This window comes from Proteus terrae subsp. cibarius, assembly GCF_011045835.1.
GTDB lineage: Bacteria > Pseudomonadota > Gammaproteobacteria > Enterobacterales > Enterobacteriaceae > Proteus > Proteus cibarius.
The window spans coordinates 1,986,356-2,003,199 of sequence record NZ_CP047349.1; the positions used below are offsets into that span (position 1 = coordinate 1,986,356).

16 protein-coding genes are annotated in these 16,844 nt (G+C 36.3%); 8 read left to right on the plus strand and 8 right to left on the minus strand.

Annotation, left to right across the window (positions count from 1 at the left end; genetic code table 11):
- Window positions 1-50: 50 nt before the first annotated feature.
- From cmoA to GTH25_RS09300, 4 genes are all read left to right on the plus strand, one after another.
- Window positions 51-803 (plus strand): carboxy-S-adenosyl-L-methionine synthase CmoA, encoded by a 753-nt coding sequence (cmoA, locus tag GTH25_RS09285; RefSeq protein ID WP_075671144.1) that lies wholly within the window; start codon window positions 51-53, stop codon window positions 801-803.
- Window positions 803-1,777: a tRNA 5-methoxyuridine(34)/uridine 5-oxyacetic acid(34) synthase CmoB gene (gene cmoB / locus GTH25_RS09290; RefSeq protein WP_109419830.1), complete on the plus strand. Its 975-nt coding sequence runs from the start codon at window positions 803-805 to the stop codon at window positions 1,775-1,777. The genes cmoA and cmoB overlap by 1 nt, the downstream gene beginning before the upstream one ends.
- Before the next feature lie 155 nt (window positions 1,778-1,932).
- On the plus strand, window positions 1,933-2,757 hold the full coding sequence (locus GTH25_RS09295; RefSeq protein ID WP_099660350.1) for a hypothetical protein: 825 nt from the start codon (window positions 1,933-1,935) through the stop codon (window positions 2,755-2,757).
- A 228-nt stretch (window positions 2,758-2,985) separates the two neighbouring features.
- Complete coding sequence (locus GTH25_RS09300) at window positions 2,986-4,560, plus strand: ATP-binding cassette domain-containing protein (protein ID WP_075671051.1); 1,575 nt, start codon at window positions 2,986-2,988, stop codon at window positions 4,558-4,560.
- A gap of 48 nt (window positions 4,561-4,608) precedes the next feature.
- Here GTH25_RS09300 and cutC read toward each other — a convergent pair whose 3' ends face one another.
- The gene (gene cutC, locus GTH25_RS09305) at window positions 4,609-5,361 is read right to left on the minus strand and encodes a copper homeostasis protein CutC (protein ID WP_099660349.1); all 753 of its coding nucleotides are present in this window, start codon (window positions 5,359-5,361) and stop codon (window positions 4,609-4,611) included.
- A gap of 154 nt (window positions 5,362-5,515) precedes the next feature.
- The gene (locus GTH25_RS09310) at window positions 5,516-6,070 is read right to left on the minus strand and encodes a VOC family protein (protein ID WP_075671047.1); all 555 of its coding nucleotides are present in this window, start codon (window positions 6,068-6,070) and stop codon (window positions 5,516-5,518) included.
- 172 nt (window positions 6,071-6,242) lie between these two features.
- On the opposite strand from GTH25_RS09310, the gene argS reads away from it, so the two are divergent.
- Window positions 6,243-7,973, plus strand: a complete 1,731-nt coding sequence (argS, locus tag GTH25_RS09315; RefSeq protein ID WP_075671045.1) for an arginine--tRNA ligase — start codon at window positions 6,243-6,245, stop codon at window positions 7,971-7,973.
- Between the two features lie 140 nt (window positions 7,974-8,113).
- Here argS and GTH25_RS09320 read toward each other — a convergent pair whose 3' ends face one another.
- From GTH25_RS09320 to GTH25_RS09330, 3 genes are all read right to left on the minus strand, one after another.
- Complete coding sequence (locus GTH25_RS09320) at window positions 8,114-8,386, minus strand: hypothetical protein (RefSeq protein WP_075671043.1); 273 nt, start codon at window positions 8,384-8,386, stop codon at window positions 8,114-8,116.
- Window positions 8,387-9,413: 1,027 nt separating this feature from the next.
- Complete coding sequence (murJ, locus tag GTH25_RS09325) at window positions 9,414-10,949, minus strand: murein biosynthesis integral membrane protein MurJ (RefSeq protein ID WP_075671041.1); 1,536 nt, start codon at window positions 10,947-10,949, stop codon at window positions 9,414-9,416.
- A 146-nt stretch (window positions 10,950-11,095) separates the two neighbouring features.
- Window positions 11,096-11,692 (minus strand): TetR/AcrR family transcriptional regulator, encoded by a 597-nt coding sequence (locus GTH25_RS09330; RefSeq protein ID WP_075671039.1) that lies wholly within the window; start codon window positions 11,690-11,692, stop codon window positions 11,096-11,098.
- Between the two features lie 104 nt (window positions 11,693-11,796).
- On the opposite strand from GTH25_RS09330, the gene GTH25_RS09335 reads away from it, so the two are divergent.
- Window positions 11,797-12,432 (plus strand): GNAT family N-acetyltransferase, encoded by a 636-nt coding sequence (locus GTH25_RS09335; RefSeq protein ID WP_099660347.1) that lies wholly within the window; start codon window positions 11,797-11,799, stop codon window positions 12,430-12,432.
- 107 nt (window positions 12,433-12,539) lie between these two features.
- On the opposite strand, the gene rimJ is transcribed toward GTH25_RS09335, so the two are convergent.
- Window positions 12,540-13,121, minus strand: coding sequence for a ribosomal protein S5-alanine N-acetyltransferase (gene rimJ, locus GTH25_RS09340; RefSeq protein ID WP_075671035.1), 582 nt, complete (start codon window positions 13,119-13,121; stop codon window positions 12,540-12,542).
- A 197-nt stretch (window positions 13,122-13,318) separates the two neighbouring features.
- On the opposite strand from rimJ, the gene mdtH reads away from it, so the two are divergent.
- A complete protein-coding gene (gene mdtH / locus GTH25_RS09345; RefSeq protein ID WP_156733479.1) occupies window positions 13,319-14,521 on the plus strand; it encodes a multidrug efflux MFS transporter MdtH in 1,203 nt (400 codons plus the stop codon).
- A 42-nt stretch (window positions 14,522-14,563) separates the two neighbouring features.
- Complete coding sequence (locus GTH25_RS09350; protein ID WP_075671031.1) at window positions 14,564-15,118, plus strand: lipoprotein; 555 nt, start codon at window positions 14,564-14,566, stop codon at window positions 15,116-15,118.
- A 109-nt stretch (window positions 15,119-15,227) separates the two neighbouring features.
- Here GTH25_RS09350 and GTH25_RS09355 read toward each other — a convergent pair whose 3' ends face one another.
- Both GTH25_RS09355 and GTH25_RS09360 read right to left on the minus strand, forming a co-directional pair.
- On the minus strand, window positions 15,228-15,809 hold the full coding sequence (locus tag GTH25_RS09355) for a TorD/DmsD family molecular chaperone (RefSeq protein WP_075671029.1): 582 nt from the start codon (window positions 15,807-15,809) through the stop codon (window positions 15,228-15,230).
- A gap of 251 nt (window positions 15,810-16,060) precedes the next feature.
- A complete protein-coding gene (locus GTH25_RS09360; protein ID WP_075671027.1) occupies window positions 16,061-16,669 on the minus strand; it encodes a 2OG-Fe(II) oxygenase in 609 nt (202 codons plus the stop codon).
- Window positions 16,670-16,844 lie beyond the last annotated feature (175 nt).

The window sequence follows — 16,844 nt, forward strand, 5'->3', positions numbered from 1 at the left end:
CGCTTCTGGTAGAATGCTTGCTTCTTTTATTCCTTAAACCTATTTTAGTTATGTCGAATTCAAAATCATCACAACAAGACAGCTTATTTGCGACACCTATCGCTAATCTTGGTGACTGGCGCTTTGATGAAAAAGTCGCTGAAGTGTTTCCTGATATGATAAAACGCTCAGTACCAGGCTACTCTAATATTATTTCCATGATTGGTATGCTTGCAGGTCGCTTCGTTACACCCAATAGCCAAGTCTATGATTTAGGCTGTTCTTTAGGTGCAGCAACCCTTTCCATGCGTCGTAATATTGATGTTGCTGGTTGCAAAATTATTGGTGTTGATAATTCACCTGCAATGGTAGAACGCTGTCAGCGCCATATTGATGCCTATAAAGCAGATACACCCGTTGATATTATTGAAGGTGATATTCTTGATATCGAGATCAACAACGCCTCAATGGTCGTGCTGAACTTCACGTTGCAATTCTTAGCGCCAAACGATCGTCAAATATTATTAAACCGAATTTACCAAGGTCTTAATCCCGGCGGAGTGTTAGTACTTTCTGAAAAATTCAGTTTTGAAGATAAAGAAATTGGTGAGTTATTGTTTAATATGCACCATGATTTCAAACGTGCTAACGGTTATAGCGAATTAGAAATTAGTCAGAAACGCAGCATGTTAGAAAATGTCATGCTGACCGATTCTGTTGAAACACATAAAACTCGCTTACATAATGCGGGTTTCCCTCATGCGGAAGTTTGGTTCCAATGTTTTAATTTCGGCTCTCTTTTAGCGATTAAAGGCAATAATTAATGATTAATTTTGGCTCGTTTTATCAACTTATTGCGCAAGATGAGCGCTTATTTCATTGGTTAGATACATTACCTGCTCAATTATCAGAATGGCGCTCAAATGCGTTACACGGTCACTTTTCCTCATGGGAAAGAATGCTCGATGGTTTACCTGAGATTACCCCTACTGAGATTGATTTGAAAAATGGCGTAATTGCTCAGCATACACCGGCGTTAAGCGCAGGCGAGCAACTGGGATTAAGTAATGTTTTAAAAAATTTAATGCCGTGGCGTAAAGGTCCATTTTCACTTTATGGTGTTGATATCGATACAGAATGGCGCTCAGATTGGAAATGGGATCGTGTTTTACCTCATCTTTCACCACTTGAAGGCCGTTTAGTCTTAGATGTTGGTTGTGGCAGTGGTTATCACATGTGGCGGATGTTAGGTGAAGGTGCAGAATTTGTTGTCGGGATCGACCCTACTCAACTATTTTTATGTCAATTTGAAGCAGTCAGAAAATTATTAGGTAATGACCAACGCGCACATTTAATTCCTGTTGGTATTGAGCAAATGCCTGAATTAAATGCCTTCGATACCGTATTCTCTATGGGTGTACTTTATCATCGCCGCTCACCTCTCGATCATTTATGGCAATTAAAAAACCAATTAGTTTCTGGTGGCGAATTAGTATTAGAAAGCCTTGTTGTCGATGGTGATGAATTTCAATGCCTGATCCCAGGTGAACGTTATGCGCAAATGCGTAATGTGTACTTTATTCCATCTGCAAAAATGCTAAAAGTTTGGCTAGAAAAATGTGGCTTTAAAGATGTGCGCATTGTCGATGAAAACACAACCTCTCTTGATGAACAACGCAAAACAGATTGGATGGTAACGGATTCATTAGACGCATTCTTAGATGCTGATGATAAAACAAAAACAGTTGAAGGCTATCCCGCACCTAAACGTGCGATATTAATTGCAACTAAACCCTAAGATTTATTTATTTTAAGTGTGTTACAGATAATCATTATAAAAAGGGTATCTTATAGAGATATCCTTTTTTCTATATCAATCTAAATGTTTTAAAATCATTTATTCTAACTTAAATCGTATTTATAGCGATAAAATTGACTCTATAAAAGAACATTATGGCGAAATATAAAGAAAATAAACAAGCTAAACAAAAAAGGATCGCACAACAAAAACAGCAATCTCTGGCTCTTAATGAGTACCGAAAAGAAAATGAAAAACGAGAACTCTTTTTTTCTAATCAAAATTTTTTGGAAAATGAGTCATCTATTATACTTACGCCATTACAGCGTAAAATCAGTGTATTATTCTCTTGGTTTGATTATTTTACTCAATTTTTTTATATCGCTTTTATTATTACCGCATGGTGTTATCCCGCGTTATTTAGCGTTCAAACCATTTATAATTTAAGCGTTATTTTTATCTTTGAGTTTATTCTTGTTCATTCAGGTTTGTTTATGGCTGTATTAGCACGAACTAAACTTATTTTTGTTCTTATTCCTGTTTATAGCGTATTCGCCTTTATGATTAATAGTTTTGTTATGGGCGATGAAAACATTGTACTTTGGCTCTACGCGGTTATTATCGCTAATCGCCTTATTGGTAGCTATCAAGCAAAAAGTAGAGAGGACTGGAATAAAAATATTCTTAATTCCGCATATATGACACTCAATTTTCTATTCTGCATCTTCTTAATTGCAATAATTCGCTTTATTGTTCCTTATGGTGGATTAACACCTGAATATTTAGACAAAGTAAATTACTTAAATTTAATTACCTCACATAGTGAATATTTTAATGCACCTCATGTTGGTATGGCGTTAGGAACACTTTTATATACTATTCCTTTTATTTTTCTGACAATTACAATGTTTTCACCTCTTTATAAAAAAATTAAATTTAGTTATAGCAGAGAAAAAACAACACGCAGATCACGACGTTAATCACCTATTGACCTGGACATGTTTATCGCTATAATTAGCGAGTTACATTCCCTATCCTATTTTCTTTTTAAGAAGGCACTTCCCTACGATGAATTAAATTCTGCCAGAAAATTTTTTCAAATACCTTTTGGGTATTTATTTTCTGTTACTGGCAGACAATAATTTATTTCGTCGCATCTAAAAAAGATCACGGCTGTCTGCCACCTATTTTGTTTAGGAGGTATTTCTATGACAATAGCCTGTCACTTCTCACAAATTACTATCGAATTTAATCAACAAACTCTTTTTCCACCATTAACTCGCTCATTGGCTTGTCAGCAAAATGGATTAATTGGTCATAACGGTAAAGGAAAATCTGTACTATTAAGATTATTAGCACAAAAAATATTACCGACATCAGGTCAAGTTAATTGGAATATGCCTTTTGTTCACGTTGATCAGTTAACCCGATTACAAGGCGATACACTTGCTCAAGCGTTAGATATTCATGAAGTTTACCAAGCATTCCAACGTGTTGATTCGGGGATTGCTACATTAGAAGATATTGAGTTACTTGATGGCAAATGGCAACTTCCTGTTACGTGGCAGAATTTATTAGATTCAGCACAACTCCCAGTCGCATTAGATACCCCTATTGCACATCTAAGTGGTGGAGAGCAAACACGTTTAGCACTTTGTCGCGCTTTTTTATGCGAGCAGAGTTTTCTACTCTTAGATGAGCCAGATAACCACCTTGATTATCAAGGACAACAATGGCTAATAAAACAGTTAGCTCAGCACAAAGCTGGCTCTCTTATTGTTAGCCACAGTCGAAACTTGCTCTCATATGCGGACACTATTCTTGAATTAAGTGAGAAAGGTTTATCTGAATATGGGGGAAATTATACTTTATATGAGACACAAAAAAGTGCAGAAATAGCCTCGTTGGAAGCCGCAAGTGAACGACTAAACAGCCAAATTAAAAATGAAAAACGCCAACAACAAGCCACATTACAAAAAGCAGCACAACGGAAACGACAAGGCGAATCAATTAGGCAAAGTGGCTCTCAATGCTTACTTTTATTGGATATGCAGACAAATCGGGCTGAACAGAGACAATCAGCGGTTGCAAAGCGTTATCAACGCGTAATTGATGATATGCAATCTCAAAAACAAGGTATCGATGACGAAAAATCACATGTTCATCAACAAAAAATAGTGTTGAATTATCAAAGTGATGGTCACCGTTTAAATGTATTTGTTGATAATCTTCAACTTCCATATGGTTATCCGCACCCTGTTTCATTTTCAGCTTATGGTAATGAACATTGGCATATTAAAGGTAAGAATGGGTGTGGGAAATCAACATTATTAAAATGTTTGATCAAACAAATTATACCTCTTTCTGGTGAGTTTCGTCTAAACAAAGACTATTGCTACCTCGATCAACACCTTGCTTTACTTGATAAAACATTGCCTGTTGCACAAGCACTACACCAATATCAGCCCGCCATTTCTATCGAACAATGGCGAACACGCCTTGGGATGTTGAGAATTAGAGGTGATAAATCTTTACTACCGCTTGGAAAACTTAGTGGTGGCGAGCAATTAAAAGCAACGTTATTGGCTTTAACACATAGTCCAAAACCACCTGCGGTATTATTACTTGATGAACCAGATAATCACCTTGATATCGAGTCCAAACAACTATTGGAAAATTTACTCGTTGAATATCAGGGCACATTATTACTGATTTCGCATGATGAAGCTTTTGTGGAACGCTGTGGTATTACACATACGTTGTTATTAGACGAGATTATGTAAAAAACTGCGCCATAAAGGCGCAGTTCTAAAATCTTTAATTTGTGCTAATTAAGATGCTAATGGTGCATGAATACTCATAATATCCTTCATCGCTTCAACCGTATCTTCATCCACACAGTAATGCGTAAATTCATCTACTTCGCTATCAGAGCTCATTGTTACACCGGCTTTACGGTAAATCATTGTTGAAGGTGCCACTTTTCCTGCTGAACTGTGTATTTCTTTTAATCCCACATCTAGGAATTTTTGGATATTACTGAGTCTTACACCAGCCCCTGCCATAATTATAGGGCCTTGTGTTTTTTCATTTAACGTTCGTAATAACGGCAAACCTAATTCCGCGTTTGCCTGCTGTCCTGATGTTAGAATACGAGAAACACCTAGCTGAGTCAGTTGTTCTAGCGCTAACAATGGATTAATACACATATCAAAAGCGCGATGAAAAGTAATGGCTAATGGGCCTGCAAGCTCCATTAAAATTTCCATTTTAGGTAAATCAATATGCCCTTCTTCATTTAGAAGGCCAACAACTGCCCCTGAAAATCCCATATCACGGATCAAGCTAATATCATTTTTCATTGCTGAAAAATCAGCTTGTGTATAACAAAAGTCGCCACCACGAGGGCGAACAATAGGATGAACGGGAATACGAACCAGATCTCTGACTTGTCGTAGCATTCCAAAGCTTGGCGTAATACCACCTTCTGCTGGACTCGTGCACAGTTCTATTCTGTCTGCACCTGCTCGTTCTGCTACCAACGCACATTCAGCGCCAAAACAACAAATCTCCAACGTAGCCATATCATCCCTCTCCATCCTTAATAAAGAAAGTAATCAGAAAATAAATATCATTTCTTAGCGATTACTAACAATAGTTGTCGAATCTCGTTATTCATTCAATTCCGCTATCAGAATTTTGTGCTGACACAAGCAAACTATTTTCTGAAAGTGTCGCTCAACACTCACTTTCTACGATTTCAAGTAACGAATAAGGATGATACTTCACTGTGACTTTTCCATTAGAAATAGCCACTGTTGGATTAGGTAGACGCTCTTTCTCACCTTTAGGTTCACTGATTTTCAAGCTAACACTCTCAGGTAACTTTTGAGGTAAAAACGACATAACTTTATTCACTAAATCATCGGGTTCAACAGAGATCACTTGCTCAATATGCTCCCAACCTTGGTATTCATATTTTTTATTTGTGGGAAAAGGCAACTCAACGATTGAAACAAATTGATTTAAAATAGTTAATGGTGTTTCTAATTGAAATAGATATATTGGTCGCCCATTAATCACATTATCAGAAATACACTTTCCACACTGACTTAACCCTGTTCGCCACTGCTCTGCTAATGTTAAATCGTGACAACGTAACGATACATGATCCGTGAGGTAAAGTGATAAATCTATACCCAGAGTATCGGCAAATAATGTCATATTCTCTTCAAACAAAGAAAGCTCGTGAGTTAAATCATTTAATTGAGGAATTGAAGAAAATAACACCATTTTGAATAACCTTAATGAAAAAGCAGAGAAAAAACCTTAAAGATAAGGCCGAGATGGTAGCATGTTCTAGCCGGAATATGTTATAAATTCAAGGTTAATCCTAATTCTTTATAAGAAACCTGTCAGACTTCTGTCGTCAGGTTTTATTTTCTCAATAATTTAAGGTAACCCGGTGAATATTCAGGCTTTTCTTTCAGAAAAAATCAGTGTGGCAATGTGTGCTGCTGGCGCACCCGCTGATAGCGAACCTCTTGTCCGTCAGTCAGCCAAAGTACAATTTGGTGACTATCAGGCAAATGGTGTCATGGGAGCTGCAAAAAAAATGGGGATCCCACCCCGACAACTCGCAGAAAAGATCTTGGAAAAGCTCGATATTACAGATGTTGCAGATAAAGTTGAAATCGCAGGCCCGGGTTTTATCAATATCTTTTTATCCCCACAATGGGTTGCAAAGCAAGCTGAAGACGCATTGGCAGATGAACATCTAAACGTAACACCTGTTGAACCTCAAACTATTGTTATCGACTACTCATCGCCAAACGTTGCAAAACAGATGCACGTTGGCCACTTGCGTTCAACCATTATTGGTGATGCAAGTGCGCGTACTTTATCTTTCCTAGGTCACAATGTTGTTCGTGCTAATCACCTTGGTGATTGGGGTACGCAATTTGGTATGTTAATTGCGTATTTAGAGAAGAAACAAAATGAAAATGCTGCCGATATGGCATTATCTGATCTCGAAGAATTCTATCGTGAAGCGAAAAAACATTATGATGAAGATGAAGTATTCGCAGAGCGTGCTCGTAATTATGTTGTGAAATTACAAAGTGGTGATGAATACTGCCGTACAATGTGGCGCAAATTAGTTGATATCACCATGCAACAAAACCAGGTGACTTATCAACGCCTTAACGTCACATTAACCGAAGATGACATTATGGGTGAAAGTCTTTATAACCCAATGTTGCCGGGTATTGTTGCCGACTTAAAAGCCAAAGGGCTTGCAGTAGAAAGTGAAGGTGCAACGGTTGTTTTCCTTGATGAATATAAAAACAAGGAAGGCGAACCTATGGGTGTTATCGTTCAGAAAAAAGACGGTGGCTACCTATATACAACAACTGATATCGCTTGTGCAAAATACCGTCACGAAACATTACACGCTGATCGTGTACTTTATTATATTGACTCTCGTCAGCACCAGCACTTAATGCAAGCTTGGACGATTGTTCGTAAAGCAGGCTACATCCCTGATTCAATGTCACTTGAACACCATATGTTCGGGATGATGTTAGGTAAAGATGGTCGTCCGTTTAAAACTCGTTCTGGTGGCACTATTCGTTTAACCGATTTACTTGATGAAGCTCAAGAAAGAGCACGTACATTAATTGCTGAAAAAAATCCAGATATGGATCAAGACGAATTAAATAATGTTGCTCGCGTTGTAGGTATCGGCGCTGTTAAATACGCTGACTTGTCAAAAAACCGTACAACAGATTACATATTTGATTGGGATCTGATGTTAAGTTTTGAAGGTAACACAGCACCTTATATGCAATATGCTTATACTCGTGTTGCTTCAATCTTCAAACGTGCAGAAATTGATGAAAATGCGTTAACGCAACCTATCGCGCTAACACAATCTCATGAGAAACAGCTTGCATTACGTTTAGTCCAGTTTGATGAAACCATTATGCAAGTTTCCCGTGAAGGAACGCCTCACGTTATGTGTGCTTATCTGTATGATCTGGCACAAGCCTTCTCTGGCTTTTATGAAAACTGCCCTATCTTATCTGCTGAAGATGAAAACACTCGCCAAAGCCGTTTAAAACTGGCTCGTTTAACCGCGAGAACCTTAAAACAAGGTTTAGACACTTTAGGCATTGAAACCGTAGATAGAATGTAATTTATCTCTGTTTTCAAATAATAGCGATAAAAAAACCGATGGCAATTCACCATCGGTTTTTTATTTGTCAGTTCTAAATTATTTAGCCAATATAACTTACAAAAAATTTGCTCAATCAAACTTCCAATACGGCGGAATAATTAATCTTCGTTAGCCGTAATAACATCCTGGCACAATAATCCTGAAATATCTTTGCTGTCAATCCAACCATCAACACTATCAATAGGCTTATCGGGGCTGTATAAGCGCTGGTCAACATCTTTAGCTGTAAAGCTAACTTTCTCATTTGTTTTATCAAAAACGCCCACACAATTCACTGGAGTTAGTCTTGAAGTTTTAATTTTTCCATCAGCAGTACAACCTGCAAGAAACAATGTAGCTAAAGATACAGAAAGGATAAGTGCTTTTTTCATAGTAACTCCTTGACACTCTTTTATTTTTATTTTTACTAACAATCGTTAGTCGATTATTTAGTAGTCATTAAACTAGAAACTAAACATGCCTTGTAACTGACTTGAGTATAACGAATAAATGGAAAAATATTTGAGTTATTGAGCTATTAATGAAAAAAACAGGAAACATTGAGAAGGAATAGAAAAGAGAGGGAAAAACAGAAAACAACGGCGGACAAATGAAAGCAATAATTAGTGTACCATACTGAATTCTCAGTAATCTAATTATCTATTAATAATAGATTTAGCATTAATTTCATTATTCACACGACTTATTGTTTACTGCTTATCCCCAGCAATCGTGTTACCTATTTGAAGCGCAGACAAAATAGATATGATCACTTTCAGTAGTACTGAACGATAACAAGCAAATAACTTTACAGTCACGGTTAATCTACCTGAATAAAGAAATAATAATATGTCTTAAATCAAAAAAATCAAATGTTTTAAAATATACTGCAATATTTTGAAATATTTGCAATATCTCATCATTAAGTAAGAAATATTTAACAGATGTGTCAATTTTTAAACCTATACAACACAAGAGAGTTTATCTAAAAAAAGATAATTCGTCAAACCGTAAGTGCTTAGAATATAGTGTCTATTTTTTTACTTTATGTAGAATCTCATTACTAGTAAACAAATTGTCTAAAGATATTCGATATGATTAATGTTTAGATAAACTTATCAATAAACATTAAAAAGTGTGTTCCAACGCCTAAATACTGTATAAATCATTTAAAAATTGAAAAAAAAATTTAATAAAAAAAAGAGCAAGAAAAATGATTTTTGCTTCTTTTTTACTTTTTTTTCTTTCTAAGGGGCGCCGAAATCGTGTAACTAAATGCTAGAAGTGTGATCTATGTTGCATTATAAATAGTCTAAAAATAGAGAAAGGTTCTAGACGGGGAGAGTTCTCTTGATAAAAACATTGTTAATTTTCCAACTCCTCACTTTTATACAAAAAGCGAGGAGTTTGTGTTATCAGTTATAAAGCACGTAGTGAGAAATGACGAGGCCTAAACCCTAATGCATACAGCGCAACAAAATAGCTTCCTGCTCCGACGACTACAACTAATAGCAAACGTAAGATACGCATTAGCATACTGCCAATATCCCAACTTGGCATGACCCACAACATTCCAACTAGCACAGCCCCCATTACAGCAAGCGCAATAACAAGTTTTAATAAAAACACAGGCCAACCGGCTAAAGGCTGATAGATATCTTTCTTACGGATTTGCCAAAACAACATAGAGGCATTGAAACAAGCTGCAATACCAATTGAGAGCGCAAGACCCACATGTTTTAAACTACCAATAAACGCAAGGTTCATTAATTGTGTGAGGATCAATGTGGCAATCGCAATTTTTACGGGTGTTTTAATATCCTGACGAGAATAAAAACCCGGTGCTAAGATTTTTATGATAATCAGCCCCATTAGTCCAACACAGTAAGCAATTAGCGCTTGTTGTGTCATTAATGCATCATGAGCATTAAAATTACCATACTGGAATAAAGATGCAGTTAAGGGCCCTGATAGTACCGCTAAACCAATAGTACAAGGCAGTGCCAATAAAAAGCACAGTCTTAATCCCCAATCCATCAGTTTTCTATATTCTTCAGTATTACCACTGGCAAAGCTCTTAGATAATGAAGGAAGTAAGATTGTACCTAATGCAACCCCTAATACCCCTGTCGGTAACTCCATCAAGCGGTCTGCGTAATACATCCAAGAAACTGAGCCAGAAACTAAAAAAGAAGCAAAAATCGTATTGATAATTAACGATATCTGACTAACAGAAACCCCTAAAATAGCAGGCCCCATTAATTTCATGACACGCCAAACACCGCTATTTCTAAATGAGATGCGCGGTAAAACAAGCATACCGATTTTTTTCAAATGTGGTAATTGATACCCAAGTTGTAATATTCCTCCCGCAACAACAGCCCACGCTAAGGCCATAATAGGAGGATTACAATAAGGGGCAACCACTAAAGCAAAAAAGATCATGCTGACATTGAGGAGCGTCGGTGCAAAAGCTGGTACTGAAAACCGATTCCAAGTATTTAAAATAGAGCCCGTCAATGAAGCTAATGAAATAAGAAAAATATAAGGAAAAGTGATCCGTAATAGGTCAGTCGTTAATTGAAATTTATCAGGTGAACTACTAAAACCCGGTGCTGTAACATAAATCACCCAAGGCGCAGCAATAATACCAATCACTGTGACCACGGCTAAAATAAGTGTCAGCATACCCGAAACATAAGCAATAAAAGTACGCGTTGCTTCCTCACCTTGCTGATTTTTATATTCTGCCAAAATAGGAACAAATGCTTGAGAAAATGCCCCTTCTGCAAAAATACGACGTAATAAGTTTGGCAATTTAAAAGCAACAAAAAAGGCATCGGTTGCCATACCTGCGCCAAAAATACGCGCAATAATTGCATCACGAATAAATCCTAGTACCCGTGAAAATAAGGTCATAGAACTCACTGCAGCAAGTGATTTAAGTAAATTCATAAAGTCATTCTAATTTGTGTTGAATGGAATAAAAAGAAAGGGACTATACTCCGTCTCTCACATCGAAAAATCAATCTTCAATTAGCTAAGAATATACTGTGACTCTGTTTATCTACGACTAACCAAAGCGATTAAAAAATAGCAATTTATGGCTTTGTGAGCATTTTTCTCAACATCACTTCCAGCATAGTTTGGTTCTCTCTTTCATTAAATTCAGGATCAATAATATTTCTTCCCATTGAACCATCTGCGATAACTAACAGCCATGTTGCAATTTTTTCCGGCTCAAGTGTTGAGTCTATCTGCCCTTTTTTAATACCGTTTTTCAGCATTGCAATCAAACGCTGTTTGTTGTTTCTTTCATTTTCAATAAAAATCTCGTGAATGCTCGCATTACGTGAAGCTTCAGCAAAAATTTCAATGCTAATACGTGCATATTCTGGATGATTATAGAGCTCTATAATTTCCTTCATTAAATCGATAATTGCTTGAATGCACTCTTCTTCGGCTTCATAGCGACAAAAAATATCATCAAATAGCAGTGCATCTTCTAACGCTATCGCTTCAATAATCGAATTTTTATTTGGAAAGTAATGAAATACATTTCCCGGGCTCATACCCGCTTCATGACAGATTTCTGCTGTTGATGTGGAGTGAAAACCTTTTACAGCAAAGCAACGTATTGCAGCATCAATGATATGCTTCATTTTCGCTTTTTGTTTTTCAGTAACAGTCTTGTTCATAGCATTAAAAATCTCTGGACAAAATAAATTAGACTGATTAGTCTACAAATAACTAGACCAAACAGTCTAAAAAGTTAACCCTATTATTGCAGAGTAACGATATCATGCAATTACTTAATGAACACTATCAGCTTCGTGTTGCAGAACCTTCAGATATTCCTGAAATTATTCGATTATTTGCACAAGCATTTCGTTTTAAATTAAATGCTTTTAATATTGATAGCACTAATCTTAATCAACGTCAGCAATTAGAAGCTATTTGGAATTCATTAGCCTGTAAAAAAAATAGCCAACAATTTGTTGTCACTGATAATGGAAAAATTATCGCAACATTTTGTTTAGTAATAAAAGAAAACGACTTTATTGCAAATCCATTTATTAAAACACTATCATTAAATTATTGGCGTTTTGGTATTATTCATTATATTAAGCAAAAGATTTTCTTTTCTTTATTTGATTATACGCCAAATAAAAATGAAGCTTACTTGGCACATATTGCCGTATTATCATCATATCAAGGACAAGGCATTGCCTACGCTATACTTGAGTGGATAACCCAATATAGTAAAGATGTTCTGAAAAAAGCGTATTTGTCACTTTATGTCGATACTCATCATGAAGGTGCGCTTTATTTGTATCAAAAGAATGGATTCTATATTGAAAAAGAAGAATCATCACGCTTAACACAGTCTATTTTCCATATTCAACATTGGTACTATATGTTGAAAAAAACGGATTAGATGGTTTATTAGATATTAAGATTATCATTAAAAAGAGGCTAAAAGCACTGACATAACAACGTTTTTAATATAATTATAAACAGTGCTTTTCTTCCATATGACCAATATTAACGTTTAAAATAAGTTCGCGTTGTTAATGCAGTCAGTACGTGATCTCGCCACTCTTGATTAATTTGCAGGTAGTTTTTGGCATACCCTTCACGTTCAAAACCATGTTTAGCTAATAAGTTCCCACTACGTAAATTATGGGGCATATAATTAGCCATAATACGATGCATTCCCTGCTGTCGTTGCATATAACGAAGTGTTTCCGTTAAAGCTTCAGACATATAGCCTTGGCCTTGCCATTTTTCACCGACGGAATAGCCCAAAAAGCAGGCATTGAAAGCACCACGCATAACATTGCTGTAATTAGCGACACCAATAATTTCATCTTCTTTTTGTGTTAATAACAGAAAATGAAAAGCACTTTCTTGTCGGTGTAATTCATTCATATATTGTAAACGGTGTTCCCAACCAGAGGGTATATAATGAGTTTTATCTCTTACGGGCTCCCACGGAATTAAAAAACGACGATTTAATGTATAATAATCAGCCAATCTTTCAGCATCTCGTTCGTATGCTAAACGAATGACCATTCTTTGTGTTTCAAAACGAATTTTAGGAATTCCGCCACGATAACCAAACATTACGATTTCATTATCCTTTGATATAAATAAGTCTAATTCTGAAGCAACTCTTCTTATTCTGCCACTAACCTTAATAAAAAAATATCATCTTTAATTTACTAGGAATTATGCACATTTAGAGACAGAATAGTCGAAGAAATAAATTATTTCATTCCCCCCTTATCTTATTTAAATTATTTGCTTATTGATGGTGAGTAATGGCGCTGGTAACACAAGCCCGTACTTTGGGTAAATACTTCCTCCTAGTTGACAATATGTTAGTTGTCTTAGGTTTTTTCGTCGTTTTTCCGCTTATTTCTATTCGTTTCGTCGAACAATTAGGTTGGGCAGGTGTTATTGTCGGCTTTGCGTTAGGGCTTAGACAATTAGTACAACAAGGCCTTGGCATTTTTGGTGGCGCTATTGCAGACCGTTTTGGTGCAAAACCAATGATAATAACAGGCATGTTATTACGAGCTTTAGGTTTTGCTTTAATGGCAATGGCGGATCAACCTTGGATACTTTGGTTATCTTGCATTTTATCTGCATTAGGCGGAACTTTATTTGATCCGCCTCGCACAGCACTAGTTATAAAATTAACCCGCCCTTATGAACGTGGCCGTTTTTACTCTTTATTGTTAATGCAAGATAGCGCTGGTGCCGTTATTGGCGCACTCATTGGTAGCTGGTTATTACAGTATGATTTTCATTTAGTCTGCTGGGTTGGCGCTGGTGTTTTTGTTATCGCCGCCTTATTCAATGCTTGGTTATTACCTGCTTACCGTATATCGACGACTCGAACTCCAATAAAAGAAGGGTTAAAACGAGTTTGCCTTGATAAGCGCTTTGTCAGTTATGTCTTAACACTAACTGGTTATTTTGTATTATCTGTTCAAGTTATGTTGATGTTTCCTATTATCGTCAATGATATTGCTGGTACACCAACCGCAGTAAAATGGATGTATGCCATTGAAGCTCTACTTTCTTTAACATTGCTTTATCCTATTGCTCGCTGGAGTGAAAAACGTTTCAAATTAGAACAGCGTTTAATGGCTGGCTTATTTTTAATGAGCATCAGCATGTTCCCTGTTGGTATGATCCATTCATTACAAAGTATATTCCTGATTATTGGTCTATTTTATCTTGGTACCATTACAGCAGAGCCTGCACGCGAAACCTTAAGTGCATCACTTGCAGATCCTCGCGCTCGTGGTAGTTATATGGGTTTTAGTCGCTTAGGTTTGGCATTTGGTGGCGCTATTGGATATACAGGTGGCGGATGGATGTATGATTTAGGTAATCAACTTGATATGCCTGAACTACCTTGGTTCTTACTAGGAACTGTAGGTTTAATAACACTTTATGCGTTACATCGCCAATTTAATCGTAAAAAAATAGAAACAGCCATGCTTACTCCCTAGAGATCAGGTAAACTCTTAGTTATCAATGATCAAGGAGCGTTTATGAAAGCAATTTTTCTAACCAGTATATTAGTTTTAACAAGCTTAATCACAGGGTGTGAACAGCTCAAGCAATTTGATGTGAGTGAAAATCTCATCAATGACTATATCAGTCAAAAGATAAATCTTCAGAAACATATTGGTGAAGATGAGGTTGTATCTGCTGATATTAAATTAAGTAATCTTTCTATTCAAATTGGTCGTACTGAGCCGGGTAAAATTCGCCTTTCTGGTACAACTGATCTAAAAATTAACTCATTCTTAGGTAAAACAAGCGCTAAAGTTGAGCTAACATTATCAGGCCAGCCTTTTTATCAAGCTGATAAAGGAGCGATATACATAAAATCGATGACTATTGATAACTACAAAGTCTCTCCAGAAAAAATGGATGCTGTAGTTGTGGCACTAAAGCCTTATTTAGATACAACTATCGCAACTTACTTTGATACTCATCCTGTTTATGTTCTTAATCCAGAAAAAAATAGTGCTGAGGCTGCCGCGTTTAAGTTAGCTAAAGGAATTGAAGTTAAACCGGGTAAATTCGTGATCCAACTCTAATAGTTACGCGAGTTGATTAAAAATATTTATCGTCATTAATGAGAAAGGCAAACCTAATGGTTTGCCTTTTTTATGAATAATAAAATACTTTTGCAAAGAAATAGTTATATTACTCTGCTTGCATATTTTCTGTCTCATCACTCTCTTCATCATCAGAGAGTTCTTCACGTAATGCTGATAACGCACCACGGGCAATACCTGCTAGTGTACGATAAAAGCCACTTGTTGCATGAGCTTCTACCTTACCTAAAAATACGCCAGCCCAAGGTAGCAGATATTCATCAAATAATTGTATTTGAGCTAATACTTCATCTTCCGCTGAATTATCTTCAAGCCATGAAGCAGCAAGTAATAAAGCACCAAAGCTGTCTGTTGCATTGTCAGTAACAGGCATACCTCTTGTGACTAAAAATTGACGAATATCGTCTTCTTTGATCTTTTCATAATCATGGGCATAAACAGACACAGCTGGCGCTTCGCTACCAAAAAGGGATTGATAATCTGCTTCAACAACAGCCAAATCTTTGACACTGCTTTTTAATGTATTAAAGAGCTCATCTTGCTCTAATGGCCATAACTGACTAAGTTTTCCTTCACCAATCATTGTAATAATTGGCGATAAAATAGGATCCTTAGGGGCACGCTGAAATAATGTGCCTAAAAGTCGGCAAACTATTGAAAATTCATTCATTATATTTTCATCCTAAAAAGTTTCGCGTTATTGTGCTTTTAACGGCAAGAAAATCAACTTTTTTCGTCATTTCTCTTCTATTGTTAATATTACTATCTTTAATCGCTTAAAACAGAAAAAGCGCGCTCTTATTATTAAGTCTTTTACTTAATATAAGAAACGCGCCTAATCCCATGCTACTTATCTTCTAAAGCAGTTTTATAATAAAGTATTAAAAACGACTTTATGACAACAGCATTTTATTGCATTTTTTAACTGGCTATATCGAGAAAATTATCTCTTACACCATTCACACGAAACCATCCTGCAATACTCACTCGCTCTTTATTAGTAGGGAGTACTTCATGAGGGAATTGTTCCGAAAGGAAAACAACTAAACGCCCTCCTTTTGGTGTGATTGTCGCAAGTTCGTTATCCTTTAAATCATAAATAACTAATTCGCCACCATCTTCGGTTGTCCAATCCTCATTAAGATATAACACAGTGGTTAAACGTCGAGTCACATTTTCTTTAAAAGCATCAAGATGTTTTTTATAAAATGCGCCTTTCTCATAACACGCAAAATGTGCTTCGTATTCAAAAAGTCCTAAATAAAATTCTCGATTAACAGCACGTTGAATAGACTCCATTTGCATTAAATAATGTTGTACTGGTTCACCCATTTCTGGCTCTAGCCAACTTATTTTATCGCTACGTATTGTTGTTTCTGCTTGACGATTTTCATGACGACCAATACGAGCTTGTTGTGCATTGCCACCAAAACAAGTGCGTAGTTGTCGAACAGCTTCTGGTGTGAGGAAATCATTCCATACACACCATCCTTTCTCTGCTATTTGCTCAAGAAGTTCTGCTATATTCATTAAGTATATTGTCTTATTAACATGGGAAATAACTTTATATCACTAAGCCAAGCAAAATCACAATTTAATACGCTTATCCTCTCGATAACATCATTTTATCAGAGGTAAGTTCTATTAAATCATAAATTTACAGTACTTATAACATATTGTACTATTGTGATTCACAAAAAACTTT

Coding starts and splice junctions, on each gene's coding strand:
- GTH25_RS09320 (WP_075671043.1), bottom strand. CDS start 8,386: ATGAAAAAAGCACTTATCCTTTCTGTATCTTTAGCTACATTGTTTCTT.
- rimJ (WP_075671035.1), bottom strand. CDS start 13,121: ATGTTTGGTTATCGTGGCGGAATTCCTAAAATTCGTTTTGAAACACAA.
- GTH25_RS09300 (WP_075671051.1), top strand. CDS start 2,986: ATGACAATAGCCTGTCACTTCTCACAAATTACTATCGAATTTAATCAA.
- GTH25_RS09360 (WP_075671027.1), bottom strand. CDS start 16,669: ATGAATATAGCAGAACTTCTTGAGCAAATAGCAGAGAAAGGATGGTGT.
- GTH25_RS09355 (WP_075671029.1), bottom strand. CDS start 15,809: ATGAATGAATTTTCAATAGTTTGCCGACTTTTAGGCACATTATTTCAG.
- mdtH (WP_156733479.1), top strand. CDS start 13,319: ATGGCGCTGGTAACACAAGCCCGTACTTTGGGTAAATACTTCCTCCTA.
- GTH25_RS09330 (WP_075671039.1), bottom strand. CDS start 11,692: ATGAACAAGACTGTTACTGAAAAACAAAAAGCGAAAATGAAGCATATC.
- GTH25_RS09295 (WP_099660350.1), top strand. CDS start 1,933: ATGGCGAAATATAAAGAAAATAAACAAGCTAAACAAAAAAGGATCGCA.
- cutC (WP_099660349.1), bottom strand. CDS start 5,361: ATGGCTACGTTGGAGATTTGTTGTTTTGGCGCTGAATGTGCGTTGGTA.
- GTH25_RS09350 (WP_075671031.1), top strand. CDS start 14,564: ATGAAAGCAATTTTTCTAACCAGTATATTAGTTTTAACAAGCTTAATC.
- murJ (WP_075671041.1), bottom strand. CDS start 10,949: ATGAATTTACTTAAATCACTTGCTGCAGTGAGTTCTATGACCTTATTT.
- GTH25_RS09335 (WP_099660347.1), top strand. CDS start 11,797: ATGCAATTACTTAATGAACACTATCAGCTTCGTGTTGCAGAACCTTCA.
- GTH25_RS09310 (WP_075671047.1), bottom strand. CDS start 6,070: ATGGTGTTATTTTCTTCAATTCCTCAATTAAATGATTTAACTCACGAG.
- cmoB (WP_109419830.1), top strand. CDS start 803: ATGATTAATTTTGGCTCGTTTTATCAACTTATTGCGCAAGATGAGCGC.
- cmoA (WP_075671144.1), top strand. CDS start 51: ATGTCGAATTCAAAATCATCACAACAAGACAGCTTATTTGCGACACCT.